The organism is Halosimplex salinum (assembly GCF_003730195.1).
Classification (GTDB): Archaea; Halobacteriota; Halobacteria; order Halobacteriales; family Haloarculaceae; genus Halosimplex; species Halosimplex salinum.
This window is the reverse complement of sequence record NZ_QWGG01000008.1, coordinates 130,288-155,479: the sequence shown is the minus strand read 5'-3', so window position 1 is coordinate 155,479 and position 25,192 is coordinate 130,288. Positions and strand designations below refer to the sequence as shown.

Below are 25,192 nucleotides of genomic sequence, written 5' to 3'. Positions count from 1 at the left end.
GCTCCGTGCAGGCGGTCGTCGGCGGTCCCGACGCCGCCGCCGTCACAGCTCGTCGGTCACTCGGTCGACCACCGACGGGAGTCGCGACACCGTTTCGGGGTACTGGAGTTCCCGGAACGGCGTCGTCTCGACGATATCCGAGCACTGCTCGAAGTGCGTGTCCGCGGCGTTCGTGTCGGACAGCACTCCGCGCGCGAAGGTCTGGGATATCAGCTCGAGAAACGTGTCCTGCAACGACAGGTCCGAGACGGCGAGCGGCCCGTCGCGCCGGAGCACGTAACATCGCGCGAGCGGCGCCGGGTCCGGCGTCGAATCGAGTCGCTTCAGCACCTTGTCGACCTGCTCGACGTCCGGGAACTCGTCGGTCTGTTCGATACCGATCGCGTCGGCGCAGTCGGGTTCGAGCCGGATCTGTGGGACGCCCGGCGCGACCGTCGGGACCTCGCCGTCAGTCCGGATCACGACCATGTCGTCCTCGAGGACGTCGTGCCCGGCCTGGTGGAACGCGGCGGCGGTCGTCGACTTCCCGGCGCCCTGTTCGCCCAGGAACAGCACGGCTTCGCCGTCGACGGAGACGGCACTGGCGTGGAGCACCAGCCGGTCGCGCTGATGGAGCGCCAGCCCCAGTATCTCTTTCTCGAGGAGTCGACGAACGGTCGGGTCGTCCAGCGTGTCGGCCGCGACCGGGTCGAACGTCACCCGTTCGCCCGATTCGACGAGAAACGTACCGACGGACTCGTAGGACAGTCGGGCGACCCCCGGTTCGGCCTGGACGCGGAACTCACCGAACGCGTCGACGGAACGCGGCACCGCTTCGACCGCGTCGTCTCTGATAGTGACGTCCGGCGCTGGCGCCCCGTCGACCGCCGGTAACTCCGGGAGTTCGAACGCCGACTGGATGCTCAGCCCGTACGCAGCGTAGTGGTACATGGAATGCGACTGCTCCGGTCGTTATCTCGAAAATACAGCTGTCCCTCTTAATGGTTACTTTACCATTCCCTGCCGGGGCGGCGCCGGAGCGCGGTCTGTCCGAGGGGGAACGACGCGTGCGAGACGCGACTCAGCTCTGTGTCGCGTAGAGGGTCGCGTACACACCGCCGCTCTCGACCAGCTCGTCGTGGGTGCCGGCTTCGGCGACTGTCCCGTCGACGAGGGTGTAGATCCTGTCGGCGTCCGCCGCCGTCGAGAGCCGATGCGCGATACTGATAGTCGCGTACCGGTCCTCCACCTCGTCGATGTTGTCGTGAACCCGCTGTTCGATGTTCGAGTCGAGTTCGCTGGTGGCCTCGTCGAGCACGAGCACGTCTGCGTCTTTCAGCAACGCGCGTGCGAGAGCCACTCGCTGCTTCTGTCCGCCCGACAGGCGGACGCCGTCCTCGCCGAGTTCCGTCTCGTACCCCTCGGGGAGCTCGTCGAGAAACTCCGTGACCTGTGCGATCTCGCAGGCGTGCTCGATCTCGCGCTGCGAGGCGGTTCGACGGCCGACCGTGACGTTCTCCCGGAGCGTCGTGTCGAAGATGTATGGGTTCTGCCGGACCACCGCGAGCCGTTCACGCCACTGGGTGAGATCGAACGCGTCGATGGGCGTCCCGTCGGCGAGTATCTGACCGGAGTCGGGGGTCTGTAACCGGCCGAGCAGAGACACCACTGTGGACTTGCCCGCTCCCGACTGGCCGACGAGCGCGACGTGTTCTCCCCGTTCGAGGTCGAACGTGACTCCCCGGAGCACCCGGTCGTCCCCGTCGTAGCCGAACCGGACGTTCTCGAACGCCAGGCGGTCGACGGAGTCGACTGGCTCGCCGCCCGCGGTCGTGTTTTCGGCGGTCGCGTCGAGTTCGTCCAGCCGAGCCTGGACTCTGACGAGGTGGGGCAGCTGGCCGCCGATCATGTACACGGTCTCGTTGAGTTGCGTCGCCACCGGCGACAGCCGGTAGACCGCGACGAGGAACACGCCGATCTCGGCGATAGAGAGCGCCGTGAGCCTGATCCCCACGTAGACGAGGCCGAACACGACCAGCGCGTTCGTGAGCTGGTTGAAGTTGCCGAGCGCGGTCTTGTTGCGGAGGTACCTGACCCGCACGTCGACGAACTCGTCGAGCGTCTCCCGCATCTCCTCGACCTGTTCGGACCGCAGGTTGAACAGGCGGACGTCGCGGGCGCCCTGGATCGCGGTCTGTGCGACGGTCTGGATCCGGCTGTTCAGGCCGGCGACCTCGTCGCCGACGGCGTAGGCCGGTTCGAGGACGAACCGGACGAACAGCGTGCTCGCAGCGAGTCCGACGAGAGCGACGAGCGTCAACCGCGGCGAGATGACGAAGGCGATGGCGAGGTAGATGAGCCCGCGAAGCGCGATGTCGACGACGGTGAAGACGGCGGCGGCGGCGCCGCCCGACCGGTGCGCTTCCGTGACGATGCTGTTGAGCAGGTCGTCGGACCCTTCGTCGTCGATGTACGTGACCGGCGCGTACGCGATGCGTTCGAACAGTTGCTGTCGCAACGACCGCTGATAGCTGGTGTTCAGGACGGCCCGTAACCAGCCGACGACGAAACTCGTCGTGAACCGGACGAACACGACGGCCGACGCGCCCGCGATCAGGTACTCCAGGCTGAACGGGACGTCGAGCAGCGCGTACGCCCGGACGAACAGCCCCAGCAGCCCGTCGGCTTCCGCTGTCGACGGAGTCGACTGTGCGAACTCGACGACGGGGAGGATGAACCCCACGCCGACGCCCTCCAGGAGCGCGGTGAACAGACTCAGTGCGACGATCACCGCCCCGAGTTTCGGCCTGTACGTGACCGCCTCCCGGAGCGCGGCGAACTTCTCGTCACGGCCGACGCTCATCCGTCCCACCGTCCGGTGTCCGTCGCTGTGACGCCGCCGCGGTCAGGTCGCTCGGTCGGCGTTGCTGCCCGAACGACTGCCCGACGCGACGGACACGGTTCGTGTGGGCGACTGAGCCCGCTCGTGACGCTTCGGTCCACCCGGATACCGTGTCGTCCTGTCGCAGAAAAGATAGTTCTTACGGGTGGCCGGAGCGACGCCCCCGCTCGGTCTCGTCCCGGACTACGTCCCGGGGAGCAGTCGCGTGCTGGCTTCCCCGAGCAGCCGGAGCGGCCGCAACGGGTAGTAGAGCACGGCGAGCGACTCGGGCAGTGAGACCAGTTCGATCTCCTTCTGATGCGGGTAGAAGGTCCACCGGATCAGGAACGTGAGTCGGTCTCGGCGCCGCTCGTGCATCCGGTACTTGAACCTGGGGTCGTCCCTGGAGTCGTGTTCGGCGTCGAACAGCCAGTCGTACAGCTGTTCGACGAGGTCGGCGACGACGGGGTCGGACTCCAGCCGGTCGACGACCTCGTCGGGAACGTCGACTGCGAGGAGCTCGCGGGCCACCTTGATACCGATCCCGACCCGTCGCTCACAGCCGAGGCGGGAGGCGCGACGGGAGACCTGCGCCCAGTCGATCTCGGATCGTTCGATCAGCGCCCCGAGGTCGCACACGCCGCGGAGCAACTGGAGACCGTGTCGAGTTCCGTGGACACAGAGCAGGAGCACCGTGTCCTCCGTCGAGAGCTTCGGGACGTCCCTGCCGGCGACCGACACCGTCTGTCGCCGGGCCCAGACGTCGTCGAAGTCGACCGGGAACGAGGAGCGTGGCGGGAGAAAGCGCCAGTGGAGGTCGACCGACACGCGCCGGTCCTCGCTGACGAACTCGAATCCGCGGCCGAACTGGAGGACGAGTGACTCCTGAGCCCGGGACAGTCCGTCCGTCGTCGGCGACTCGTACTGGATCTCGTACCCCCTGTCCCGGAGCACTCGTTTGGCCGCCTCGAAATCGGGTTTCGAGATGATGACGTCCAGGTCACCGAACTCGCGGGCCGAGACGTCCCCGTACGCCTCGGCCGCGACGGCGGGTCCCTTGTACGGGAGCGCGCGAACGCCACGCTCGTCGAACGCTTCGAGCAGTGCACACAGCTCCGCGGACAACTGGAGGTTCCGCTTGGTGTTGCGTTCGAGCTGTTCCGTCCACTGACCGAGTCTGTCCCGCGGGACGCCGTCCGAGTGGTGCTCGCTGCGGACGTGATACGCGATGGGTCGAACGCGGTGTCTGCGCGCCAGTTCCTCGAGTCGGTCCCAGTCGAGTGCCGTGTCGGACGCGGCTTCCAGCCGACCCGAACCGGTGTCGATCTGTCTCCGCAAACAGTCGAGAATCGCGGTCTGTTCGGCGTCCAGAGACGCGAGGGGGGACGAACCGCCCGCCTCGGAACTGCCCGCTCCGGGACCGCGAGAACTCCCCATCCGTCTCACCGCACCCACCGATCGGCGGCCGTACACGCCGTCCGCGAACGAGTCGACGCTGGTGGGACTGCCCTGGTCGGCCCGGAACGAACGCCCCCTTCCCAGGGGAGCGCACTCACGCCCCCGTGACCGCGGTCTCCCCGTTCTCTCTCCCCCGGATCCCGTCTCACGGTACCTTCCACGCCTATCGCGTACAAAGATGTAATGGTGTTCACATACCCGCGCCCGGCGACGAACTGTCGGATCGACGCGGAACGCTATCGCTGACCGGCGTTCACGTCGCGACGCCTCGCACGTCCCGTGGCGAACGCGACCCGGCGCTCGGTGTGAACTACACGACACGTTTTTCAACCAGCGGCGTCCGGTATCGAACACGACCGGGAACCTGTCGCGACTCGACGCCGACACGGTCGGTTCCCGACACACCCTCGAAACACATGAGTCAAACTGAGATCGGCGCGCGTCAGGTAGTCTCCGGCGTGCTCGGTGCGATACTCGTTCTCGGCGTGCTGGGGCTCGTCTACTACGCCGTGACGCCGGTGCCGGCGACGCCGGCGGCCACCGCGTTCTACGTCGTCAACGAGAGCGGAACGGCCGCGAACTACCAGACCGACCTCTCGGTCGGCGAGGAGACGACTGTCGTCGTCGGCATCGAGAACGACGAGCACCGCGAGACGACCTACGAGTTCGCGGCCGTCGCCGACGGCACGCGACTCGACAACCGGTCGGTGACGCTCGACGACGGCGAGACGTGGGAACGGCCGCTCACCCTCTCCTTCCGGGACCCCGGTGCGCGGACCGTCGAACTCCGCCTCTATCGGGACCGGCCACTGGACGGAGATCCGTATCGGGAACTCCAGCTAGCGTTCGAGGTCGAGGAGTAGGGCGGGGCGGTTACTCGGGACCGGTCCCCGACGCCACTTCGCTCGCCGTCCGGTTCTGACCGTAGTAGACGCGGCTGCCGCCGTTGTCGTAGATCAGGTGTTTGTCGCCCCAGTGGTCCCGTGACTCGCTCGTCTCGACGTACTCGAAGACGAAGTGGTGGCTCGGGAGGCTGATGATGTTCCCGAACCGCTCGTCGTTGTACGCGCTGAGGAACAGGTACCCTTCGTCGACGGTGGCGTTGTCGGCGAACATCTCCCGCTCCAGTGGCTTCCGCCAGAGCGTGGCCGACGCGGAGTCGCCGCCCGGTGGAGCCGCGAGCGGTCTGTGCCCGACAGCGCTCTTGGTGCCGCCCGGCCAGTTACTGCGGTACAGCGTCGAGTTGTCGGCGCCGGTCGACAGGAGCCACTCGGTCCCCGAGACGCCGTACACCGTCGGGTACTGCTTGTAGAAGTAGTTCTTCTCCGGCGGCGCGCCGTCGTCCATGATCCGGTCTTTCTCCACGAGCGCGTTCGTCGAGTACTCGTGGGTGACGGTCGCGGAGACGAACCCGACGTTCAGCGCGAGGAAGAGGAGGAGTGCCGGCGTGACGAAGTGGTGTGGGTCGAGCCTCCCGACCGGTTCGAGGTACTGCGCGACCAACTCGATTGGCTGTCTCACCCCGAGGACGAAGAACGGCGCGAAAAACAGGAGGGTCGTCGCGTACGTCCGCGCGGTGTTGAACCGCTCGACCGGGAGGAACGTGATCCCGAAGATGACGAGCGCCACCGACGCGAGGGCGACGTACTCCGTGTCGAACTCGACGTCGCTTCCCCTGATCAGTCGCCAGTACGTCAGCGCGAGGCCGACGACGATCACGAGGCCCACGAGGACGTTGTACAGCCGGAGCACGCTGAGCGTCGCCGAGGTGAAGTCGGACGTGAGGTACCGCGCGGTCGCGCTGGCGCTGTCCGGGTCGGCGACGTACTGCGCGGTCAGGCGGACGAGGAACGAGTCGGCGAACCCGAGGAGCGTGTCGAACGCCTTGCCCCCCGGCGACGCGTAGATGTACCAGGCGAACAGAATCGTCCCGTAGAGGAAGGCGAACACCGGCGAGGTGAAGGGAGTCTCGGTCCGATTCCGCGGTGACACCCGGTCGAGGACCAGTCGGACGGGAACGACGAGCACCAGCGCGAGCATGAACATGTACGAGACGCCGTAGTGCGAGACTACGACGCCCGCGACGAACAGGATACCGAGGATCTTGCGCCTGGCGAACGGGATCCGGTCGGAGGCGACCATCGCCGCGAACAGCGAGACGAAAAACAGCGCCGTCGCGGTGCGAGTGTTCCGCGAGAGCACGACGAAATACGAGAACAGCGACACGTAGAGGAACACCGACAGGAACGCCGCGCGCTCCTCGAGATACTGCTCGTAGGCGTGATACAGTGCGACCGGCGTCAGCGAGAAGATCAGCGGGTGGACGAGTTTGAACACCCAGACGAACTTCAGGTCCGTGAACAGCGCGTAGATCGGATGCAGGAACACGATCCGGAGCATCGCGTACTTGTTCCCGTGGCTCGGCGCCAGCGCGGGGTCCCAGTAGCCGTCGCGGACGACGTTCAGCGCGAGACTCGCCTCCTTCGGCGAATCGCCCCACGCCAGGAAGTGCCCGCTGAGGGTGTTCTGCAGCAGCAACGAGAGGGCGACGATCCACACCACGTACGGGAGGAGGTGGTCCGGCAGTCGGCCGGCGACGACGAGGACGGGCACTACCAGCACCGCTCCGTACAGCACGATCAGGAGCGTGTTGTCCCCGAACCGGGTCAGTATTAGCCCGCCGTAGATTCCGGCGAGCGGCAGGAGCGCCAGCGTCAGGACCGTCGGTGACGTGAGCTGACGGGTGTCGACCGTCGCCCACCTGTCCGCTTCGACGCGTGTGAAGTACACCCAGGTGAGCACACAGACGAACGCGCCGACGGAGAGCACCATCGGACCCTCGGAGACCGGCCGCACGACGCCGACCTGTCGGAGCGCGAAGTTCGCGACGACTCCGACCCCCATCAGCGAGACGAGACTCAGTCCGACGGAGTAGATCACGGTCTCGACGTGGCTCGTGTCCGTGACGCCCACGATCCGGAGGAGGAGGTACCCGGGAACGAACGTGAGATAGACGACCGTGACGACCGGACGGACCACGGGGAGCGGCAGTCCGACCCACTCCAGACCGACGATGGCGAGGACGAGCGCCTGGAGAACGAGGACCGCCGCAGTGACCCGTCTGCTCGTGACGGACAGCGACCGCCCGCGGGACTCGCCGAGCGGAGCGTGAATCTCGTGGTCGCTGGCCGCCGTCATGGCTGACGTAGTACGACTCTGCGTAGTACACCCATCATTCGTGTGGCGGTCTCAGGGCTCGTCATGCAGGCCGGCCGCGGCCCGCTGGATACCGAGCAGTTCCGACTCGTGACTCGCTCGACGGTCGGCGAGGGCTCCGAAGGTGTCGCCGATATCGTGTGTCTCGACCAGATTCTCGGTTTCGCCGCGGTCGGTCCCGAGGTCGTACAACTCTCGATTCTCGTCGCCGTTCTCGCTCCTGCGGATGTACTTGAACCGCCGGCTGCGGACCGCAGTGATGTCCCGGTCGTTCCGGCCGTCGTAGTCCGTCGCGACCACGTAGTCGTCTCCGATATCGGTGAGCGAGCCGTCCTCGACGCCCGCCGCTCGCGTGACGACGTCCGGGAGGTCGACCAGCGACACCGGTCGGTCGACGGTCCCCGTCGACTCGCCGTCCTCGACGACGAACGGCACGTGGACGTTCTCCTCGTACAGCGACGGGAAGAAGTGACCGTAGATGCCGCGCTCGTCGAACGCTTCGCCGTGGTCGCCGTGGACGACGATCACGGGGTCGAACGCCGAGAGCCGGTCCAGGAGTTCCGCGAGCAGCACGTCCCCGAACCGGATCGAGTCGTCGTAGATGTCGACGATCTTCCGGACCTCCCTCTCCGAGATGTCGATGTCGAACTCGTTGATGAGCTGGTTGCACCGCCAGTTGTAGTAGTACTGGTCGAAGAGGTTGCTCCACTGCCGGTACGTGCGCGGCGTGAGGTACGGGAAGTGCGTGTCGAGCGAGAACGCCCAGAGGAAGAACGGCTCGGTCTGGTCGTTTGCCCACTCGACCATCTCGTCGATGTAGCTGTCCCAGGTCTTGAACGCTTCCTGCCGGAAGACGAAGTTCCGGAGGTTCCGTACCAGCGTGTAGAACCCGGAGTCCCCGAGATGGTCCTGGAAGATGTCCTGATACCGGCTGTTGTCGAACATGAAGTCCTCGAAGCGGTCGAACCCGCGGTCGAAGCCGTAGAACTTCGAGGCGTACGCGTTCGGACAGAACGCGCCCGTCGCGTACCCCTCCGCGCGCAACCGCTCCGCGAGCGTCCCGTGGCGTTCGAGGTGTGAACGGGCGATCTCCGGGTTGGAGACCTGGTCGCGAAACACCATCGGTTCCCCGGTGAGGATGCCGGCCATCGACGGGTTGGTGCGCGACGCCGGGGCGATGGCGTTCTCGTAGACGACGCCGGTCTCGGCCATCGCGTCGAGGTTCGGGCTGGTGTCGCGCTCGTACCCCCAGTGGCCGCAGTGGTCGGCCCGCAGACTGTCGTACGTGACGAGGACGACGTTGCGCGTCACGTCCTGATCCCCTCGGCCTCGAGCAACTCCCGGAGCCCGTCTGTGAACTCGACGTCCGGCGTCCAGCCGATCTCGCGTTCGATGCGCTCGGTCGACGGGCAGAGGTGAGGTCGGTCCGACTCGCGGACGCGTTCCTCGGCCTGGGATATCTCGATCGGTTCGCCCAGCGCCGCCTCGGTGTGTTCGACGACTTCACGAACTGTGTGTTCGGTGCCCGTGCCGACGTTGTACGCGCGGTAGTCGGCGTCGAACTCCGTGAGGAGCGCGACGAGCGCGTCGGCGACGTCGGTGACGTGGACGAAATCGCGGGCCGGCGAGAGGTTCCCGAGCTCCACTGCATGCGACCCGTCCCGGAGCTGGTCCAGGATGGCCGGGATGAGGTGTTCGTTCGTCTCGTTCGTTCCGTACACGTTGAACAGGCGCGCGCTCGCCGCGGGCACACCGGTGTTCGTGGTGAACTGTTCGACGAGGTCCTCGCCGACGAGCTTGGTCCGTCCGTAGATGTCGATCGGCCCCGGCTCGTCAGTCTCGCGGTGCGGTCCGTCCTCGGGTTCGTACACCGCCGCCGTCGACGCGAAGACCACCTGCTCGAGGTCGTCGAGGTCCTCGGCCGCGGCGAGCAGATTCCGCGTCCCCATCGTGTTCACTTCGAACGCCGCCTCGGGGTTCGCGTTGCAGTACGGGATGTGATGTATCGCCGCGAGGTGGACGATCCCGTCCGGGTCCGTCTCCCGAACCGTCTCGGCGAAGGCGTCCGACCGCACGTCCTGTTCGAAGAACGTCGCGTCGTCCGGCACGTACTCCCGTCGACCGGCGAAGAGGTCGTCGACGACGACGAGTTCCGTGCCGCGGTCGGCGAGTCGCTCGGTCAGATGCGATCCGACGAAGCCTGCCCCACCGGTGACGAGGACCGTCGACTCATCCAGTCTCATTTACGTGTTCGGATAGTTCGGCCCCCGGTATTTTATTCTATTGGAACGGACAGTCACTTCGGCCGAACAGATCGTTTCGGAAGCGGCCGAACGCGACCCTCACTGCCGATTCAGCGCCGTCTGCCGCCAGACGGTGTGTCGACTGTCGAACTCGTAGGTCGCCAGCGCGCCGTTCGAGTCGAGCGCGTCGCTCCGGCCGCTTCGATTGAGGAGGGGGCAGGAGGCGTCGTCGCTGTCGTGTTCCAGAACGACTCGTTCGTCGCCCGCGCGAACGATTCTGGCGGTCACGCGACGGTCCCCCATGGGTTCGATCCCCTGGAGGGCCGCCGGTGAGCCGCCCGCTTCGACGAGCAGGTCGTAGCTGCCGACCGGGTCCGATTCGGGAGCGATCGTGCCGTCGGATCCGCCGAGCGAGAACGTCGGTGGGACGCGGTATCTCCCGTCGACGACGAGTCGATCCACGCCGTTGACGGTGTTCACGGTCGCCGGACCGGTGTCACGGACGACGACGCCGTTCGCCCCTCTGACGACCGTGTTCCCGTCCCGGACGTAGTTGTCGAGGATCCTGGTTTCGTCGGCCGCGACTTCTATCGACCGCCCGTTCGGCGCCTCGACGCGGTTGTTCGCGAGGATCGGATACCGCTTCTCGTCTTCGTCTTCGTCGACCGGCCCGTGTGTGATTCCGGTCCCCTGGGAGGCGTGGATCCGGTTCCCGACGACGTCACACCCCTTCCCCGGGTCGAAGATGAACACGGCGGAGCCTTTGTTCCCGCGACTGCTGGACGCGTTCTCGGAGATGAACGTGTTGAACTTGATGTCCGCGTGTGCATCGTTGTTCACCTGGAGGCCGTAGATCTCCCACCCTCGTACCACGTTTCCGATGACGAGGTTGTTCTCCACCGAGAGGGGTCCCGTGTTGGTCACGCTGACGATGATCCCCTTGTTCGCGACGTCGTGAATCGTGTTGAATCCGACGACGGTCTCTCTCGTCCGCCCGTTCGCCATGTTGATCCCCTTGTACGTCTGTGAGACGGTGTTCCCGAGGCAGACCGTCCTGCTCGTTCGATTGATGTTGATCGCCGGGTCCTGCAACGGCCTGTCGGTGTCGTAGCAGTGGTTGCCGATCACGACGGAGTGGTGTGCGTCCTCGACCGAGAGGCCGTGGTTGAACGTCGACGAGGGGTTCGCGTCTTTCACCTCGCAGAACGCGATCGTCGAGCGCTCGCCGAGCGGCGCACCGAGCGAGACCGCCGCGCAGTTCTCCGCTCTGCAGTTGACGAGCGTGTTGTCGTGACCGCCGCGGATCGCGAGGCCGCCGTTACTGCTCCCGGAGGAGCGCGCGCCTGCGTTCCGGACCTCGACGTGGTCGGCGAAGCAGTACGTCGGTCCCTCCGACCCGCCGACCCAGAAGATCCACGCCCCGTCACCGCTGTTCTGTCCGTCGTAGGTAAACTCACGCATCCCGGCCCGGGAGATGTCTGGCTCGCTCTGCAGGCCGTACCCGCCCTGTGCTCGCAGGGTCGACTCGCCGATCCCGGCCCCTTCGACGACGACGCCGGACCGACAGGTGACGTCGTTCGAGATCGTGAACTCGCCCTGTTCGAGTTTGACGATCCCCCCGCCCGAATCGGCGACGTCGTCGATCGCGGCCTGGATCGCCGCGCTGTCGCTCCCGGACCGAACCCACTGGACCGTCCCGTTCTGCTCGCCGACGTCGACCGATCCGAATCCGACGTCGACTTTCGACCACGAGTCGCCGTCGTCGACGTAGACGACCCCGTGTTCCGGCGTCTCGGGGTCGTGAACGCGCCAGTACCGGCCGCGACTCCCGGCAGGCGGCCGCTCCTCGAGCGTTCCCTCGTAGAACTCGGCCTGGAGTCCGCGCGTGAGCTCGGTGCCGCCGTCCGTGGCACGCGTCGGCTCGGGACTCGCCCGGGCCGTCGGGCTCTGTGTGGCCTCGCCCGTGGCGTCCCCGGGGTCCACGTTACGTGCCGTCTCACTCCTCCGTGACTGGAATGCGGTCGCGCCGAACAGCCCCGTCGCGGCCAGCGCACCTATCAGAACGTTCCGTCGACGCAGACCGCCGCTCCCTGCCGCTCCCGTCTCGTCCGGGTCGGTGTCGTCCGTCATCGCCCCTCCCCCGAGATCCGGATCACGGGTCGTCCCCCGCTGGAGCGACGTGTTCCGTCGTCAGCTCCGATCCGAACGAGTTCGTCCGCTTCGAGAGGCGCGCCGTACCGCTGGTCGAACGTGTGCATGTCTGTGTTGACCGCTCCCCCATCTGTACCGCCACTTCATCACCCTCCCTGATATGTTCCGGGGGTGTCAGGCGACACGGCGTCGTCGGGGCCGGACGGCCCGGTACACGTCCTCCAGGTCGGCGACGATCTCGTCCCAGTCGTGAGCCGCACCGTACTCTCGGGCGCCCGCCGACACCGCCGACAGGAGCACGTCGTCGGTCAGCACCTCGGCGATCTGGTCGGTAATCGCCGCGGGATCCGGGTCGACCACGAAGCCGGTCCTGCCGTCCTGGACGACCGCCGTCGACCCGTTCTCGGGATGGTCGACGACGAGGCTCGGCACGCCGCAGGCGTTGGCTTCGAGGATCGTGTTCGGGAACCCCTCCCGGATCGAGGGCAGGACGAACACGTCCGCCGCCTTGACGTGGCCGATGACGTCCTCGTCTTCCTCGACGAAGCCCTGGAAGACGACGTTCTCGAGGTCGCGCTCCGCCGCGATGCCTTCGAGACGCTCGCGCTCGGGGCCGTCGCCCACGATGCACGTCTCGACCGGGCGACCGAGGCGGTCTTCCGCGGCCTCGACGGCCTCGAGCAGCCAGGCGACGTTCTTGTGCTCCGCGAGGCGGCCGACGTAGACGACGTCCCAGTCCTCGTCGGCCGCGGGGATCTCCTGGATGCCCTGGTAGTCGACCCCGTTCTCGACGACCGTCATCTCGCGGGAACCCCCCGCCTCGACGAGGTCGTCCCGGATGAACGAGGAGATGGGAACGATCGTTTCGGGCGTGCGCATCGTCATCTGTTCGATGGCTTTCCCGAACACACCCTTCCAGCCGAGGTAGTCGTACCAGTAGTCGTCCCAGACCTCGTACCACGTGACCACGAGCGACGTGTCCGCCGTGAGCTCCTGCAGTTTGCTCGCGAGCACCGGGAAGTACGGGAACTGCTGGCAGTCGACGATGTCGTACTCGGTCCCGACCAGTTCCGGTCCGAGACTGGCGGCGAACTTGACTGCGGGCGGGATCGCGCGGCGGCCGTCCGTGTAGAGGTCGTACGGTTCACAGACGCCGTGATACGTGATCCCGTCTCTCTCCATGACGGCTGGGCCGTCCCAGTAGTGCATCCCGTACAGGTGGACGTCGTGATCCTCCGCGAGGCGACGTGCGAGTTCCCAGACGCGTTTCTGTGCCCCACCCTTCTCCCAGGGGAACACCGCGTCGTAGACGAACGCAATTTTCATAGTTGTAGTATGTTCCGGTCAGTCGTGGGCCGTCACCGAGTCCCGACGCCCGAGCAGTCCTGCGGCCGGGTCCAGTGCGGTCCACGCTCTCGTCGTTCTCCACACGAAACAGTTATTAAAATAACTATTACCGGTCTCGCGTCGGCACGTGACCGAGCGGTCACGACGTCTCACGGGCGGCACGGACGGGGCCGGCGGCTGTCGGTTCTCCGCTCCAAACTATCGGTCTAACAGAAAGACTCTTGAAGATGCCAACTCGCATGAGAGTTATGAGATACGTCCTCTCATTTCACCCGAGTGTACGGATGTTCGGGTCTCACGACCCGAGTGCCGTGATCTTTCGTGACGGGGAGCTCGTCTACGGCGTCGAGGAGGAACGGTTGACACGGGAGAAACACGCGGTGAACACGTTCCCGGAGCAGGCCATCCGCGCCTGTCTCGACCACTGCGACATCGGGTTGCGCGACGTCGACAAGATACTCCTCCCCTGGGAGCCGGAACTGTACAGACAGTCGCTCGTCTCTACGTTCAAGGAAGCTATCTCCGGGCCAGAGTCCGCCCGAACGAAGTTCTATCAGACCGGTCAGGCCGCGAAGCAGACGCTCGTCTCGTCGCTGTTCTCCGTCGAGTGGATCGAGAACAGGCTGGAGGACCTCGGTTCGGAGGTCCCGCCCGTCGAGACCCTGTCTCATCACCGCTGTCACGCGGCCAGCGCGCTCCATCCGGCGCCGTTCGACGACGGACTGGTCCTCAGTATCGACGGCCGGGGGGAGTACGACTCGACGGTCGTCTGGGAAGCGCGAAACGCCCGACTGGAGCGCGTGAAGACGTACGAGTACCCCAACAGCCTCGGGACGTTCTTCGGCGTCGTGACGAAGTTCCTCGGCTACTACCCGAACAACGGAGAGGGCAAGGTGATGGGGCTGGCGCCGTACGGCGAGCGGAACCGCAGGATCGAATCGACCCTCCGCGGCGTGATCGACACCGGCGTCGAGTACGACGTCACCGAACTGACCACGGGCGGGTTCGAGTCCGGCGTGGAACGGCTCGAGGCGCTGTTCGGACGGTCCAGAAACAAGACCCGTGGCGAGTTCGACCAGTGGGAGAAGGATCTGGCGTTCACGGCGCAGTACCTCCTCGAGGAGACGGTCACGGAGATCGCCGAGACCTACCTCCGGGAGTTCGGGACGAGCAACGTCGGGCTCGCGGGCGGCGTGGCGCTGAACTGCAAGATGAACCGGCGAGTGATGGAGCTGGACGCGGTCGACGGGATATTCATCCAGCCGGTCGCGAACGACGCCGGGACGGCGATCGGAGCGGGGATGCTCGAGAGTGGTCCGCGGCGGACCTCGGAGATGACGGACGTGTACTGGGGACCGAGTTTCTCCACGGAGACCATCGAAGAGCGACTGGAGACGAACAAACTCGACTACGAACGGCCCGACGACCTCGAGCGAGCGGTCGCCGAGCGACTCGCCGACGGCGACCTCGTCGGCTGGTTCCAGAACCGCCTGGAGATGGGGCCCCGTGCGCTCGGGAATCGCAGTATCCTGGCCGACCCGCGGACCGAAGCGTCGCGCGACCGGGTCAACAAGTTCGTGAAACACCGGGAGGAGTGGCGGCCCTTCGCGCCGTCGATGCTGGAGGAAGCCGCGGACGAGTATCTCGAGAACGCCGAGCCGTCGTCGTTCATGATCAAGACGTTCTCGACGAGACCGGAGGCGCGGGACGATATCACCGCGGTCCTCCACCCGTCGGACCAGACGACCAGACCGCAGACGGTCCGGGAGGACCAGAACCCGCGATACTACCGGCTCATCAGCGAGTTCGAAGACGTCACCGGCGTGCCGGTCGTCCTGAACACGTCGTTCAACGACCACGGAGAGCCGGTCGTCACGAAACCGAACGAGGCCATCAAGGACTTCTTCGGGATGGGGCTGGACACGCTCGTCCTGCAGGACCTGATCGTCGAGAAACGATGACGCGGCCTCTCCCCGGCAGTCGGACCGCTCGCGCAGTCGCGGTACCGAAACGGTCGAGCGAGTAGCATGCAAAATCCGACAGTCTCCGCGATAATCCCGACGATGGACCGTCCACGGGAGCTGTTGCGGGCGGTCGAGAGCGTCAGGGACCAGACGTACGAACCGATAGAGCTCGTCGTGATCGAGGAGGGCGTGACGGAGCCACAGGTGCCCGCCCTCCTCGCGGACGCCGGGTTCGACTCGACGGAGTTCCGCCACGTGTTCAACGAGGAACCCACCGGAGTGGAAGTCGCACGGAATCAGGCTGTCGCCCACAGCTCCGGCGAGTATCTGGCCTTTCTGGACGACGACGACGAGTGGTACCCGACGAAGATCGAGAAACAGCTCTCGCGTATCCGAGAGACCGGGTGCGACGTCTGTTACACTGGCGCCGAGCGTCGCGGACCGGACGGTGATCTCAGAGCGACCGCTATCCCGGACGTCGAAGGCGACGCCCGGTCACGCACGCTTGCCGGCGCGATCATCGGCCCGTCCGTGTTCGTGGTCTCACGCGACGGCTTCGAAACCGTCGGGGGCTTCGACGAGGAGATCCCGTTCTGGGAGGATTGGGACTTTCTCTACCGGTTGAGCGAGCGGTATCGGTTCACGGGCGTGCACGAACCGCTGGCGAAGATCCACACGGACGCCGACGTCCGTCGCAGTGACGCTCCGGATCTGGCCGAACGCGGCGGGAGATACCTGATCGACAAACACTGTCCTATCGACCACGAGCGACAGCGATTCGCCACGCGCCGGTTCAAGAGTCGGGTGTGGAACGGCGTCGGCCGGTCCGCGCTGATGAACGGTCGATACTCGGACGCGCGTGCGTTCTTCGCCAGGGCCGTTCTGGAGTGGCCGTTCGACCGCTCGTTACTCCTCTACGGCGCCCTCTCGTACGGCGGTGATCCGGTGTTGCAGACCGCACAGACCGTGAAGCGAGGCGTCGTCGGGATGGTACACGATTGAGGTAGTTCCGGGCCTCGGAGCGCCGGTGTCGAATCGGGTCCTCCCCCGGTATCGATCGCGACCGCCCCCACCCCGCCCCGCCCCGCCCCGCCCCGCCCCGCCCCGCCTCTCGAACCCAGCGGGGGTCCGCTCCCACGACGGTCTGGTCCTCACTCCGCGGCGACCTTCAGGTTGTCCCAGAGCGGTTTGAGACCGACGCCGAGCGTCGCCTCCTGGATCGCCATCACGACGGCGTAGACGGCGACGCCGGTCGCGATCTGTCCGATCAATCCGAAGACAGACACCGGGAGCACGCCCGAGACGGCCCAGACGGCCACGGCCATGATACAGCTACCGACGGCCTGCGGAGCGACCCGCTTTCCGATCACGACGGCGTCGCCGTCCACGATGTCCAGACAGAGATACAGCCCGACCGGGAACGTCAGGAGCGACGTTCCGACGATGACGAACGCAGCGCCTTCGATGCCGTAGCCGTCGGTCAGCGGATAGATCGCGACCGCGATGAGCGCGATCCTGAGCACGAGGAGCTTCGTCTGAACGTCCGGTTTCCCGACGGCCTGGAACAGCGGCGTGAACACGGACCCCGTTGCACGGACGAATCCCCACACCGCGAGTAGTTGCATCGTGACGATCGCGGGGGTCCACTCCGCCCCGAGCACGACCGGCACGAACACCGGTGTCACGGCGACGATGCCGAGCGACATCGGGAACGAGATGAGCGTCACGCCGCGGATAGATTTGTAGAACGCGCGCCGGAGGGAGTCCACGTCGTCCTGCAGTTCCGCGAACGAAGGCAGGAACACCTTCGATAGCGCGCCCGAGACCTGAGTCGCGGGAGCGTTCGAGAATCGATACGCCGCGCGGTAGAACCCGAGCGACGACGTGCCGAGTAACCAGCCCAGAAAGAGGTCGTCGCCCTTGTCGACCACGTAGATGAGCAGACTAGACCCGAAGATCCACTTCCCGTAGTCTATCATCTCCATCGCCTTCGCTCTCGTGAACGTGAGCTCGGGTCGGAACGAGTGCAAGCCGTAGGAGAACGCCAGTCCGACGACCGCTCCGGCCACCTTCCCGTACACGAACGCCCAGACGGTCGGCGTGGCGAGTAGCAGTCCGACGGTGACGACGCCGAACACGAACGTCTCCCCGAACCGGTACTGGAACAGCTTCTGGAACTCCAGATCCTTCTCGAAGTACAGCACCGCCGGGTTCCGAATCCCGTTCACGAGTGGGATGAGCGCGAACACCTGTAACATCGGCCCGAGCTGGCGTTCTCCGAAGACGACGGGGGCCACGAACGAGAGACCGACGAGGACTGCCGCGAGAAACGCGCCTTTCGCCACCTGGAGGAACCACGCCGTGTCGAGGTAGTCGTCGACGTCGGCCTCCGACCGCTGGATCAACGACGTCTTGATCCCGATGTCCGTGAGCTGCACGCAGAGCCCGTAGACGAGCGTGGCGAGCCCGATCAGGCCCACCCCGGCGGGCGAGAGAAATCGGGCGAGCGCCACGTAGACGCTGATCCGAAAGACCTGATTCGACCCCTGCAGGATGCCGGACCAGATCCCTCCCGTGACCACTTTCCCTCCGAGAGAGTCGCTCCGTGAGAGCAGTCGCTTGAGGGACTCCAGGATTGCCATTCGTATGCAGTATCACCGAATTCCTTGTTTACTCTTGTGATTGTCACGATCGGCGTCCGGCTCGGTGCGAGCCGATTCCGGCGACTCGTGGTCCGACACCGATACCGTGGGCTCCGGGTCCACCACGGCACGGTGGCACGACCGGCCGGGCCGACTCCCGACCTCGTCTCTCGGTAGCGGACGGTGTCTACCGGAGAGGCGGTTTTAACTGAACCCGGTAGCAACTCCTGACACGAAGCCATAATGAGTGATGTCAAAGGAGTCCTGTCGGACGTCGCTGTCCCGGGAGAGGTACTGACGGTTCAACCGGGGGGAAACCACGGGGACGAACTCATCTACCGGGGATTTCGTCGGATCGCCGACCAGATAGACGTCGGACAGGTGCCGCTTCGCAGCGGGGAAAATCGGTACGACGCACCGCCGAGCCTGCCGACTGCCAACCTCGTCACCTACGGGAAGGTCGTCCACCGGCACGCCTGCTACCTCCGGCACCGGCTCACGACGACACCGTCAGCCGTCTACATCCACGGCGGCGGGAACTTCAACGACATCTGGCGCGAAGGGATCGCCTGCTACGAGGCCGCCACGCGATACTTCGACTGCCCGGTCGTGGTCGGCCCGCAGAGCTGTCGATTCGAGAGCATCGATCCGAGCGACCTCTTCGGGCGGGTGGACAACGAGACTCACTTTTTCTGTCGGGAGGAGTACTCGTATCGGACGATGAAAGCCGCCGCGGCCGGGCACGAACACGTCTCGGTCTACCTCGACGACGACACCGCTCTCTCGCTGACCGCCGATTCCCTCCCCGTCACCGAACGCGACCCCGAGTACACCCTGGTGGCGATGCGGGCAGACGCGGAGAGCGCCGACCCGCTCCTGCAGGAGGACATCTCGGCCCCGATCAAGGTCAGCGATATCAGCGTCACCGCGGACTCGTTCGAGGAGTTCGTACAGACCGCAGCGGACGCGGAGTACGTTCACACCGACCGACTTCACGTCGCGATTCTCGCGTCGCTGTTAGACACGCCGGTGACGTGGTACGAGATCGGATACCACAAATCGCGAGGCGTGTACGAACACTCCCTCTCTCACCGTGACGACGTCACGTTCGTCTCCCGGGACGAAGCCGTCCTGACACACGCTGCGGACGGGGACTGAGTCTCGAAGCCGACCGGCGGCGGTCCACCCGCGTCGGTCACTCGCCGCGCGACTCCGTTTGGGGGGTCGGGACTCCGCGGATCATCGCGTTCACTCGGCTGACGTTGCGCAGCGTCTTGCCGGCGGTCTTCACGACGACCTCCGAGAGACTGCTGCCGCCGGAGACGGGGACCAGTTCGTACCAGTCGGTGAAGACCGGTTCGTCCAGTTTCTTCGCGCGGTACACGTCCGCCGGACCGTACTGGAGCTGTTTCTTCCACCAGCTGACCGGCGTGTTTCCGAACTCGTGTTCGACGACCAGGTCCGGGCTGTAGTGTATCTCGTACTCTTCTCGCACCCGCTCGGCGAAGAGGGTCTCCTCGTGTCCGAAGTCGATGTTCTCGTCGAACGTGCCGACCGTTTCGAACACGTCCCGTCGAAAAGCCATGTTGCAACCGACCAGCGTCTCCGCCTCTCCGGGATCGTCGCCCTGATCGTACCCCCGGTTGTTCCCCATCTTCGAGAAGAAGTGGTCGCGAGGGTCTTCGACGCGTCCCGCGACGACGTCGTGTTCTTCGAGTAACGTCGAGACGGTCTCCAGCCACCCGTCACAGGGGATGGCGTCGTCGTCGAGAAACACCAGTTTGTCCGCGGCGGCTTCGCGAATGCCCTCGTTTCGCGCTCGAGATATCCCCTCGTCGTCTCTCAGAACGACCTCGAAGTCCCGAAAGTCGCTGTCCCGGAGTGGCCGGAGACACTCGAGTTCGTCCCGTGACTCGAACGTGACGACGATTACGCTGACTTCGGGCATGTGAGACGGGACAGTCGACTTCCGCATAAGAATTGCTGTTTCACTGATAGTAGGGAACGACGGACGGTCCCGCTTCGGCTATCTCCACGTCCGAGCGACGCACTTCGACGACGGGGGCGGACGTCAGCCTGTTTTCCGCCGCTCTTCTTCCAGAGAACCCGTGACGGACGAACGATCCGTGAACTACCACTGTGAACACCAGTACAAAATTAACATCCGAACGAACCTTGCCGAACAATGAATATAGTGCCCCTTCGATCGATCACCGATATGTTTCGGCGCGTGACTACTACACTCCAGACGGTTGCGTTCGGGCTCTATCACCGCGTCCCGTACAACGTCGGGCGGCCAGTGTTCGAAACCGACTGGGACGTGCTGGTCGTCCTCGACGCGTGCAGGCCCGACGCTCTCGAAGCGGCCGGGCGAGAGCGTGAGTGGATCTCGCACGTGCCGACCGAGGTGTCCGTCGGCAGCAACTCCGAAGAGTGGATCTCCCGGAACTTCCGGGAGGCCCGGCCGGAGACGCTCGACCACACGGGATACGTTACCGGGAATCCGTATTCCGCGGAACAGGTCCCCCGCGAACGGATCGCGCATCTAGACGAGGTCTGGCGGTACGCGTGGGACGACGACGCCGGGACGATGCCACCACGGCCGATCACGGACCGGGCGATAGCTGCCGCCAGAGACGACCGTCTGGACAGACTCGTCGTTCACTACATGCAGCCCCACTTTCCGAGTATCCCCTCGCAACTCGGAAGCGGAAAGGAGACGGGTGAATGGGGCGAAGGCAGAGTAACGCTCTGGGAACGGATCGAGAGCGGAGCGATAGACGTCGCGACCGCCTGGGAAGCGTATCTCGAGAACCTGGAGTTCGTGCTCGAGGAGGTGGAGCTTCTACTCGACAACGTGGACGCGGACGACGTCGTGGTCACGGCCGACCACGGCGAAGCGTTCGGTGAGTGGGGCCTCTACGGGCACGGACACCAGCCCGCACCGATCCTTCGACGTGTCCCGTGGATACAGACGACTGCCCGGGACAGCCACCGTCACGAGCCAGCAGAGTACGACGGCCGGTCGCAGAACGTAACCCGGGACGAACAGCTCCGAGCGCTGGGGTATCGGTGAGAAGTCGTGCCCGACTGCACCGGACTCTCGAATGGCGTTCACGGAGCGCCGTGACCGAGTCGGCCGTTTCGTTCCGACGTTCTATCCGGTCCGCTAAAGCGTCTATCACGAACACAGTTCCCCGATGTGAGAGAACCGGCGGACCGCCGTGACTAGTTCATGTATCCGAGTTCTTTCAGTCTGTCCTCGACCTGGTCGGACATCTCGGCGCCCAGTTCCGGTAGGGCGGTCGGCTGAACGGTCAACTGTGTCGCCCGCGACTCGAGACTGCTTCCCGGATACGTGGGTGCGACGTCGCGCCTCTCTCCTCGGTCGATATCGGTGTGGTATATCTCCACGCCCTCGTCCGACCCCGAGTCCGGGTCGGAGTGGACGATCGCCTTGTGGCCGTCGTCCCGGACGGAGACGGTGTGGCCCTCCGGGCTGATCGAATCTGCGAGTATCGGTCCGGTGTCGTCCTCTTCGAACGGATTCGAATCCGACGATTCGGGGACCGGAGCGTCGGGAAGTTCGGCGAGTTCGGAGAGCAGTTGGTGCATCCACGCGAGCGAGAACGGTCGGTCGGTGCGGTCCACGCCTCTGTCCGTCGACGGGTCACGAACCACTACCGGGACGTGTAGCAGGTCGTCGTACAGGTAGTGGTGCGGGTGTCCGTACTGCCCTCTGTCGTGAAGCGCTTCGCCGTGGTCACCGGTCACGACGAGTGCGGTATCGTCCCAGTGGCCGGCTGACCGCAATCCATCGACGAATCGTTCGATCTGTGAATCGACGTATCGTAACGCGCTGTCGTACCGCAGTTCACATCGCGGGTCCTCGATGTCGGCCATCCGGTCGGCGTCCCAGCCGAACTGAGTCCGCGGCCCGGCAGTACAGAGCCCCCCCTCTCGAACCGTGTCGGGATGGATGGGGCCGTGGAGATCCATCAGGTGGACCCACAGGAAAAACGGGGTAGACGCATCGGCCAGCGCCGTTTCGGCTCGTGACACGATCTCCTCGCCCGGGACGGTCGGCCAGTCCGTCCGATACTGGTACTCCCGGAGCGCGACGACGGGCGCCTTGTAGTAGAAGGGGAGTGAGTCCAGCCGTTTCATGCGTCGTCGGAAATCGTACAGTCGCTGCCCGACGGACAGTCGTCGCAGGAGCGGGTTGTCCGCGTCGCGTTCGGTCGTCGGTTCGTCCGTCGACTCGTTCTGCTCGGGGACTCGCAGGTTTTCGAAGTGGTCGAACCCCGCGTCGAAGTTCCTGCGACGGGTCAACTGCGGGTTGCTGATGACCGCGAGCGTCTCGTACCCGTTCTCTCGAAAGTGGGAGGCGACGGTGTCAGCGTCGTCCGGGAGCGCCTTTCTGGTCGGCGACTCCACGTACGCACAGTCCCTTGAGAGCCGGCCGGCCAGGATCCCGGGAAACGACTCGGACGTGTCGGGGCCGCTCGCGTACGCGCTGTCGAAGACGACGGATTCGCTCGCCAGTTCGTCGAGAAACGGTGTCGTGTGACGGTGGTGCCCGGTGAATCCGCATCTGTCGTAGCGGAAACAGTCGACGGTCAGAAGAACCACGTTCGAACCGTCAGCGTGCATCGTCTCAACACCGACCCGGGTAGTATTTATCAGTTTATCTTTTCAGAGCACTGTCTCGTATTCGGGCCGAGACGCGCGGTCGGGGTGGCCCGGTGAAATGTGACCAGTTTTATCCCCACTACGTATTGATACTATCACCGAATGCGAGTGTGTCTCATCTCGAAGCAGTTCGACCCCACCGGCGGCGGATCGGAGCGGTACGCGTACGTACTGGCGCTTGCGCTCGCCGACCGGGGCCACGATGTAGACGTGTTCGCGCTGGGCGACCGGAGTTCGCTCCCCGAGAGCACACGGCACGAACGACTCTCGGTGACGTTTCTCTCCGACCGTCGACGGCCGCTCGTCACGTTCGAGACGCTGTATCATAGCCTGCTCGCGCGCAAAACGGTCGATTTCGGCTCGTACGACGTGATACACGGGACGTTGATGCCCGCGTCGACGATCGCGTTGACGGTCGCACCGCCGGAGACGCCGATCGTCGTCACGTGCCACAGTATCTCTCTCAGGGAAGTCCAGACCCACAAGCTCGAGGTCCCGACGGACGTTCTCAGAAAGTTCGTCTTTCACCCGACGAACGTACTCATGGACGCGGTCGCCTCGGTGCGGACGTCGAAAACTATCGCCATCAGCTCCGTCGTTCAACGGGACCTGGACAGGTACTATCCGCCGGATTCGAGCGATACAGTCCGTATCCCGCACGGTGTCGACAGCGACCGATTCCGTCCGGATCACCCGCCGCATCCGGCGCCCTCTCACGATCGATTCACACTTCTTCACGTCGGCCGACTCGTTTCACGGAAACACGTCGAACTGGGGATCGAAGCGCTCGCCGCGACGGAGCGAGACGACGTGGAACTACTGATCGCCGGGACGGGACATCACAGAGACAGACTGGAACGCAGGGCTCGGGAGCTCGGCGTCGACGCCGACACCGAGTTTCTCGGTTTCGTCCCGGAAGACCGCCTCCCGTCGCTCTACGCGACCAGCGACGCGTTCCTGTTCCTTCCGCGGTTCGAGGGATTCGGACTGACGTTCCTCGAAGCGATGGCGTCCGGGACGCCGGTGATAGGGACGGAGACCGGTGGGCTTCCGGATCTCGTCACCGACGGGGAGGACGGTCTGTTCGTCGACGACGACCCCGTCGACGTCGGACGGGCCGTGGATCGACTCGCCGGGACTCCGTCCCTGCTCGACGAGATGGCGGGGAACGCCCGGGAGACTGCCGCGTCGAGAACGTGGGACACCGTGGCCGCGGAGACCGAACGAGTCTACGAGGCGGCCCTCGAGTGAGCAACGGGTCCGACCCCTGCCGTCAGAGCGTTCTGTAGAACTCGTCGAGTCGATCCGCCGACCGGGTCCAGTCCAGTGTTTCGACGAGTGCTCCGAGATTCCCGCGGAGCTCCGTTGCCAGCTCCCCGTCTCGGATCAGCCGATGGATCGCGTCGACGAACTCCTCGTCTACGGTGTCGCTCACCAGCGCGTGTCGCTCGTCCTCGATGTCGATCCCCTCGATCCCCTTGCGGGTCGTGACCATCGGTAGCTGGAGGCTGAGGTAGTCGTATATCTTCGTCTTCGTGCCGCCACCGTGCAGAATGGGGACGATCGCTACGTCGGCGGCGTCGAGTGTCGAGTACAGGTCGTCGACGAAACCGGCGACGTGGACGTTCGGCGCCGATATCGCCGGTGCGTTTCGGCCGACGAGCAGGAACTGGACGTCGAGGTCTCGTTCGAGAACCGCCGGTGCGATGCGCTCTCCGATCAGGTTCGCGGCTTCGCGGTTCGGTGGGTGGTCGTAGTATCCGTGAAAGACCGCGACGGGACGGTCGTCCAGTCCGAATCGGTCCCGGATCGTCGGCGTCTCCTCGAGAGCGGACCTGTCTACTTTCTCGGTCCCCGTGGGGATAGCACGCACGTGGTCGCGTGGGACGTCGTATCGGTCCACGAATCGATCCCTGTCCTTCGCACTCACGGTCGTGACTGCGTCGGCACAGGCGACCGTCGTCCGTTCGATGAGGGGGATCAGTTTCGGGGCGGCGGCGCGTTTGTACGCCGGGAGGGTCGGGTCGACGAAGTCCTTCGCGTGGTCGGCCTCCACGTTCTGTGCGGCGTAGACGACCGACGCGTCGCCGTCGAACCGGTTCACTAGCCGCGTCGTACAGACGCCGGAGGAGAGGTGGACGACGTCGATCGGTTCGTTCGAGAACACGCGACGGACGGCGCCGACGAACGACGGGTTGAGATCCGTGAGAAACGGGAGTGACCACTGCTCGTACGTGTACTGTCGCACTGCCCAATCGGGACAGCGGTCCGCGTTCTCCTCGGGGACGAGCGTGTACACGTCCCACCGGTCGGCCAGACTTCGCGAGAGGTGGTGGAGCCTCGCCCCTTCTCCGCTCTCCGGGTCGACGATACTCGGACCGGGAGAGACGAAGAGAACACTGCCCGTTGCTTCCGTGTCCATCAATTGTCGTCTCGACTGTCTTTTTCGATCCTCTAAGTGGTACCGGTTCTGGTAACTCGATCCCCTGGGCCGCCGAACTGGAGCGCCACCCCGCCGGAACGACAGGAGTTCGTTTCTATATTTCGACGGATATATTAAAGAATATGCTACCTGTAACTATATGGGTCGTTACCGACGAATACTGCGCGTCTAAACTA

18 protein-coding genes are annotated in these 25,192 nt (G+C 65.2%); 6 read left to right on the top strand and 12 right to left on the bottom strand.

The features are described 5' to 3' along the window. Positions 1-42: 42 nt before the first annotated feature. From D1409_RS18670 to D1409_RS18660, 3 genes are all read right to left on the bottom strand, one after another. Positions 43-930: a hypothetical protein gene (locus tag D1409_RS18670; protein WP_123538511.1), complete on the bottom strand. Its 888-nt coding sequence runs from the start codon at positions 928-930 to the stop codon at positions 43-45. Positions 931-1,060: 130 nt separating this feature from the next. Continuing rightward, positions 1,061-2,842, bottom strand: coding sequence for an ABC transporter ATP-binding protein (locus tag D1409_RS18665; RefSeq protein ID WP_123538510.1), 1,782 nt, complete (start codon positions 2,840-2,842; stop codon positions 1,061-1,063). A gap of 222 nt (positions 2,843-3,064) precedes the next feature. Next, a complete protein-coding gene (locus D1409_RS18660) occupies positions 3,065-4,297 on the bottom strand; it encodes a nucleotidyltransferase domain-containing protein (RefSeq protein ID WP_123538509.1) in 1,233 nt (410 codons plus the stop codon). Between the two features lie 437 nt (positions 4,298-4,734). Between D1409_RS18660 and D1409_RS25760 the strand changes: the two genes are divergently transcribed. After that, complete coding sequence (locus D1409_RS25760; protein WP_123538508.1) at positions 4,735-5,181, top strand: DUF1616 domain-containing protein; 447 nt, start codon at positions 4,735-4,737, stop codon at positions 5,179-5,181. Positions 5,182-5,191: 10 nt separating this feature from the next. Here the strand turns inward: D1409_RS25760 and D1409_RS18650 are convergent, their stop codons facing one another. From D1409_RS18650 to D1409_RS18630, 5 genes are all read right to left on the bottom strand, one after another. Further along, positions 5,192-7,516, bottom strand: coding sequence for a DUF2206 domain-containing protein (locus D1409_RS18650; RefSeq protein WP_123538507.1), 2,325 nt, complete (start codon positions 7,514-7,516; stop codon positions 5,192-5,194). 51 nt (positions 7,517-7,567) lie between these two features. Beyond that, positions 7,568-8,845 carry a sulfatase gene (locus tag D1409_RS18645; RefSeq protein WP_164471776.1) on the bottom strand — a complete coding sequence of 426 codons (1,278 nt, stop codon included), beginning with the start codon at positions 8,843-8,845 and terminating at the stop codon, positions 7,568-7,570. Continuing rightward, the gene (locus D1409_RS18640) at positions 8,842-9,777 is read right to left on the bottom strand and encodes an NAD-dependent epimerase/dehydratase family protein (RefSeq protein ID WP_123538505.1); all 936 of its coding nucleotides are present in this window, start codon (positions 9,775-9,777) and stop codon (positions 8,842-8,844) included. Before D1409_RS18640 ends, D1409_RS18645 begins: the two co-directional genes overlap by 4 nt. Before the next feature lie 99 nt (positions 9,778-9,876). Continuing rightward, entirely contained in the window at positions 9,877-11,907 is a 2,031-nt protein-coding gene (locus D1409_RS18635) for a right-handed parallel beta-helix repeat-containing protein (protein ID WP_123538504.1), read from the bottom strand. Between the two features lie 195 nt (positions 11,908-12,102). Further along, positions 12,103-13,254: a glycosyltransferase family 4 protein gene (locus D1409_RS18630; RefSeq protein ID WP_123538503.1), complete on the bottom strand. Its 1,152-nt coding sequence runs from the start codon at positions 13,252-13,254 to the stop codon at positions 12,103-12,105. Between the two features lie 269 nt (positions 13,255-13,523). Between D1409_RS18630 and D1409_RS18625 the strand changes: the two genes are divergently transcribed. After that, positions 13,524-15,236, top strand: coding sequence for a carbamoyltransferase family protein (locus tag D1409_RS18625; protein ID WP_123538502.1), 1,713 nt, complete (start codon positions 13,524-13,526; stop codon positions 15,234-15,236). A gap of 66 nt (positions 15,237-15,302) precedes the next feature. Then, positions 15,303-16,241 carry a glycosyltransferase family 2 protein gene (locus D1409_RS18620; protein ID WP_123538501.1) on the top strand — a complete coding sequence of 313 codons (939 nt, stop codon included), beginning with the start codon at positions 15,303-15,305 and terminating at the stop codon, positions 16,239-16,241. 149 nt (positions 16,242-16,390) lie between these two features. Here the strand turns inward: D1409_RS18620 and D1409_RS18615 are convergent, their stop codons facing one another. Beyond that, entirely contained in the window at positions 16,391-17,881 is a 1,491-nt protein-coding gene (locus D1409_RS18615) for a lipopolysaccharide biosynthesis protein (RefSeq protein ID WP_123538500.1), read from the bottom strand. A gap of 243 nt (positions 17,882-18,124) precedes the next feature. Here D1409_RS18615 and D1409_RS18610 point away from each other — a divergent pair, with 243 nt between their 5' ends. Continuing rightward, positions 18,125-19,039: a polysaccharide pyruvyl transferase family protein gene (locus tag D1409_RS18610; protein ID WP_123538499.1), complete on the top strand. Its 915-nt coding sequence runs from the start codon at positions 18,125-18,127 to the stop codon at positions 19,037-19,039. Positions 19,040-19,076: 37 nt separating this feature from the next. On the opposite strand, the gene D1409_RS18605 is transcribed toward D1409_RS18610, so the two are convergent. Further along, positions 19,077-19,829 (bottom strand): glycosyltransferase family 2 protein, encoded by a 753-nt coding sequence (locus D1409_RS18605; protein WP_164471775.1) that lies wholly within the window; start codon positions 19,827-19,829, stop codon positions 19,077-19,079. A gap of 282 nt (positions 19,830-20,111) precedes the next feature. Here D1409_RS18605 and D1409_RS18600 point away from each other — a divergent pair, with 282 nt between their 5' ends. Then, positions 20,112-20,957, top strand: a complete 846-nt coding sequence (locus tag D1409_RS18600; RefSeq protein ID WP_164471774.1) for an alkaline phosphatase family protein — start codon at positions 20,112-20,114, stop codon at positions 20,955-20,957. A 152-nt stretch (positions 20,958-21,109) separates the two neighbouring features. On the opposite strand, the gene D1409_RS18595 is transcribed toward D1409_RS18600, so the two are convergent. Continuing rightward, complete coding sequence (locus D1409_RS18595; protein ID WP_123538496.1) at positions 21,110-22,534, bottom strand: sulfatase; 1,425 nt, start codon at positions 22,532-22,534, stop codon at positions 21,110-21,112. Positions 22,535-22,675: 141 nt separating this feature from the next. On the opposite strand from D1409_RS18595, the gene D1409_RS18590 reads away from it, so the two are divergent. Beyond that, the gene (locus D1409_RS18590) at positions 22,676-23,824 is read left to right on the top strand and encodes a glycosyltransferase family 4 protein (RefSeq protein WP_123538495.1); all 1,149 of its coding nucleotides are present in this window, start codon (positions 22,676-22,678) and stop codon (positions 23,822-23,824) included. Between the two features lie 22 nt (positions 23,825-23,846). On the opposite strand, the gene D1409_RS18585 is transcribed toward D1409_RS18590, so the two are convergent. Next, the gene (locus D1409_RS18585) at positions 23,847-24,995 is read right to left on the bottom strand and encodes a glycosyltransferase family 4 protein (RefSeq protein WP_123538494.1); all 1,149 of its coding nucleotides are present in this window, start codon (positions 24,993-24,995) and stop codon (positions 23,847-23,849) included. Between the last annotated feature and the right edge of the window lie 197 nt (positions 24,996-25,192).

What these genes read in the sequence shown, in the direction of transcription:
- D1409_RS18670 (WP_123538511.1), bottom strand. Translation starts at nt 930, where the DNA reads ATGTACCACTACGCTGCGTACGGGCTGAGCATCCAGTCGGCGTTCGAA.
- D1409_RS18665 (WP_123538510.1), bottom strand. Translation starts at nt 2,842, where the DNA reads ATGAGCGTCGGCCGTGACGAGAAGTTCGCCGCGCTCCGGGAGGCGGTC.
- D1409_RS18660 (WP_123538509.1), bottom strand. Translation starts at nt 4,297, where the DNA reads ATGGGGAGTTCTCGCGGTCCCGGAGCGGGCAGTTCCGAGGCGGGCGGT.
- D1409_RS25760 (WP_123538508.1), top strand. Translation starts at nt 4,735, where the DNA reads ATGAGTCAAACTGAGATCGGCGCGCGTCAGGTAGTCTCCGGCGTGCTC.
- D1409_RS18650 (WP_123538507.1), bottom strand. Translation starts at nt 7,516, where the DNA reads ATGACGGCGGCCAGCGACCACGAGATTCACGCTCCGCTCGGCGAGTCC.
- D1409_RS18640 (WP_123538505.1), bottom strand. Translation starts at nt 9,777, where the DNA reads ATGAGACTGGATGAGTCGACGGTCCTCGTCACCGGTGGGGCAGGCTTC.
- D1409_RS18635 (WP_123538504.1), bottom strand. Translation starts at nt 11,907, where the DNA reads ATGACGGACGACACCGACCCGGACGAGACGGGAGCGGCAGGGAGCGGC.
- D1409_RS18630 (WP_123538503.1), bottom strand. Translation starts at nt 13,254, where the DNA reads ATGAAAATTGCGTTCGTCTACGACGCGGTGTTCCCCTGGGAGAAGGGT.
- D1409_RS18625 (WP_123538502.1), top strand. Translation starts at nt 13,524, where the DNA reads ATGAGATACGTCCTCTCATTTCACCCGAGTGTACGGATGTTCGGGTCT.
- D1409_RS18620 (WP_123538501.1), top strand. Translation starts at nt 15,303, where the DNA reads ATGCAAAATCCGACAGTCTCCGCGATAATCCCGACGATGGACCGTCCA.
- D1409_RS18615 (WP_123538500.1), bottom strand. Translation starts at nt 17,881, where the DNA reads ATGGCAATCCTGGAGTCCCTCAAGCGACTGCTCTCACGGAGCGACTCT.
- D1409_RS18610 (WP_123538499.1), top strand. Translation starts at nt 18,125, where the DNA reads ATGAGTGATGTCAAAGGAGTCCTGTCGGACGTCGCTGTCCCGGGAGAG.
- D1409_RS18605 (WP_164471775.1), bottom strand. Translation starts at nt 19,829, where the DNA reads ATGCCCGAAGTCAGCGTAATCGTCGTCACGTTCGAGTCACGGGACGAA.
- D1409_RS18595 (WP_123538496.1), bottom strand. Translation starts at nt 22,534, where the DNA reads ATGCACGCTGACGGTTCGAACGTGGTTCTTCTGACCGTCGACTGTTTC.
- D1409_RS18590 (WP_123538495.1), top strand. Translation starts at nt 22,676, where the DNA reads ATGCGAGTGTGTCTCATCTCGAAGCAGTTCGACCCCACCGGCGGCGGA.
- D1409_RS18585 (WP_123538494.1), bottom strand. Translation starts at nt 24,995, where the DNA reads ATGGACACGGAAGCAACGGGCAGTGTTCTCTTCGTCTCTCCCGGTCCG.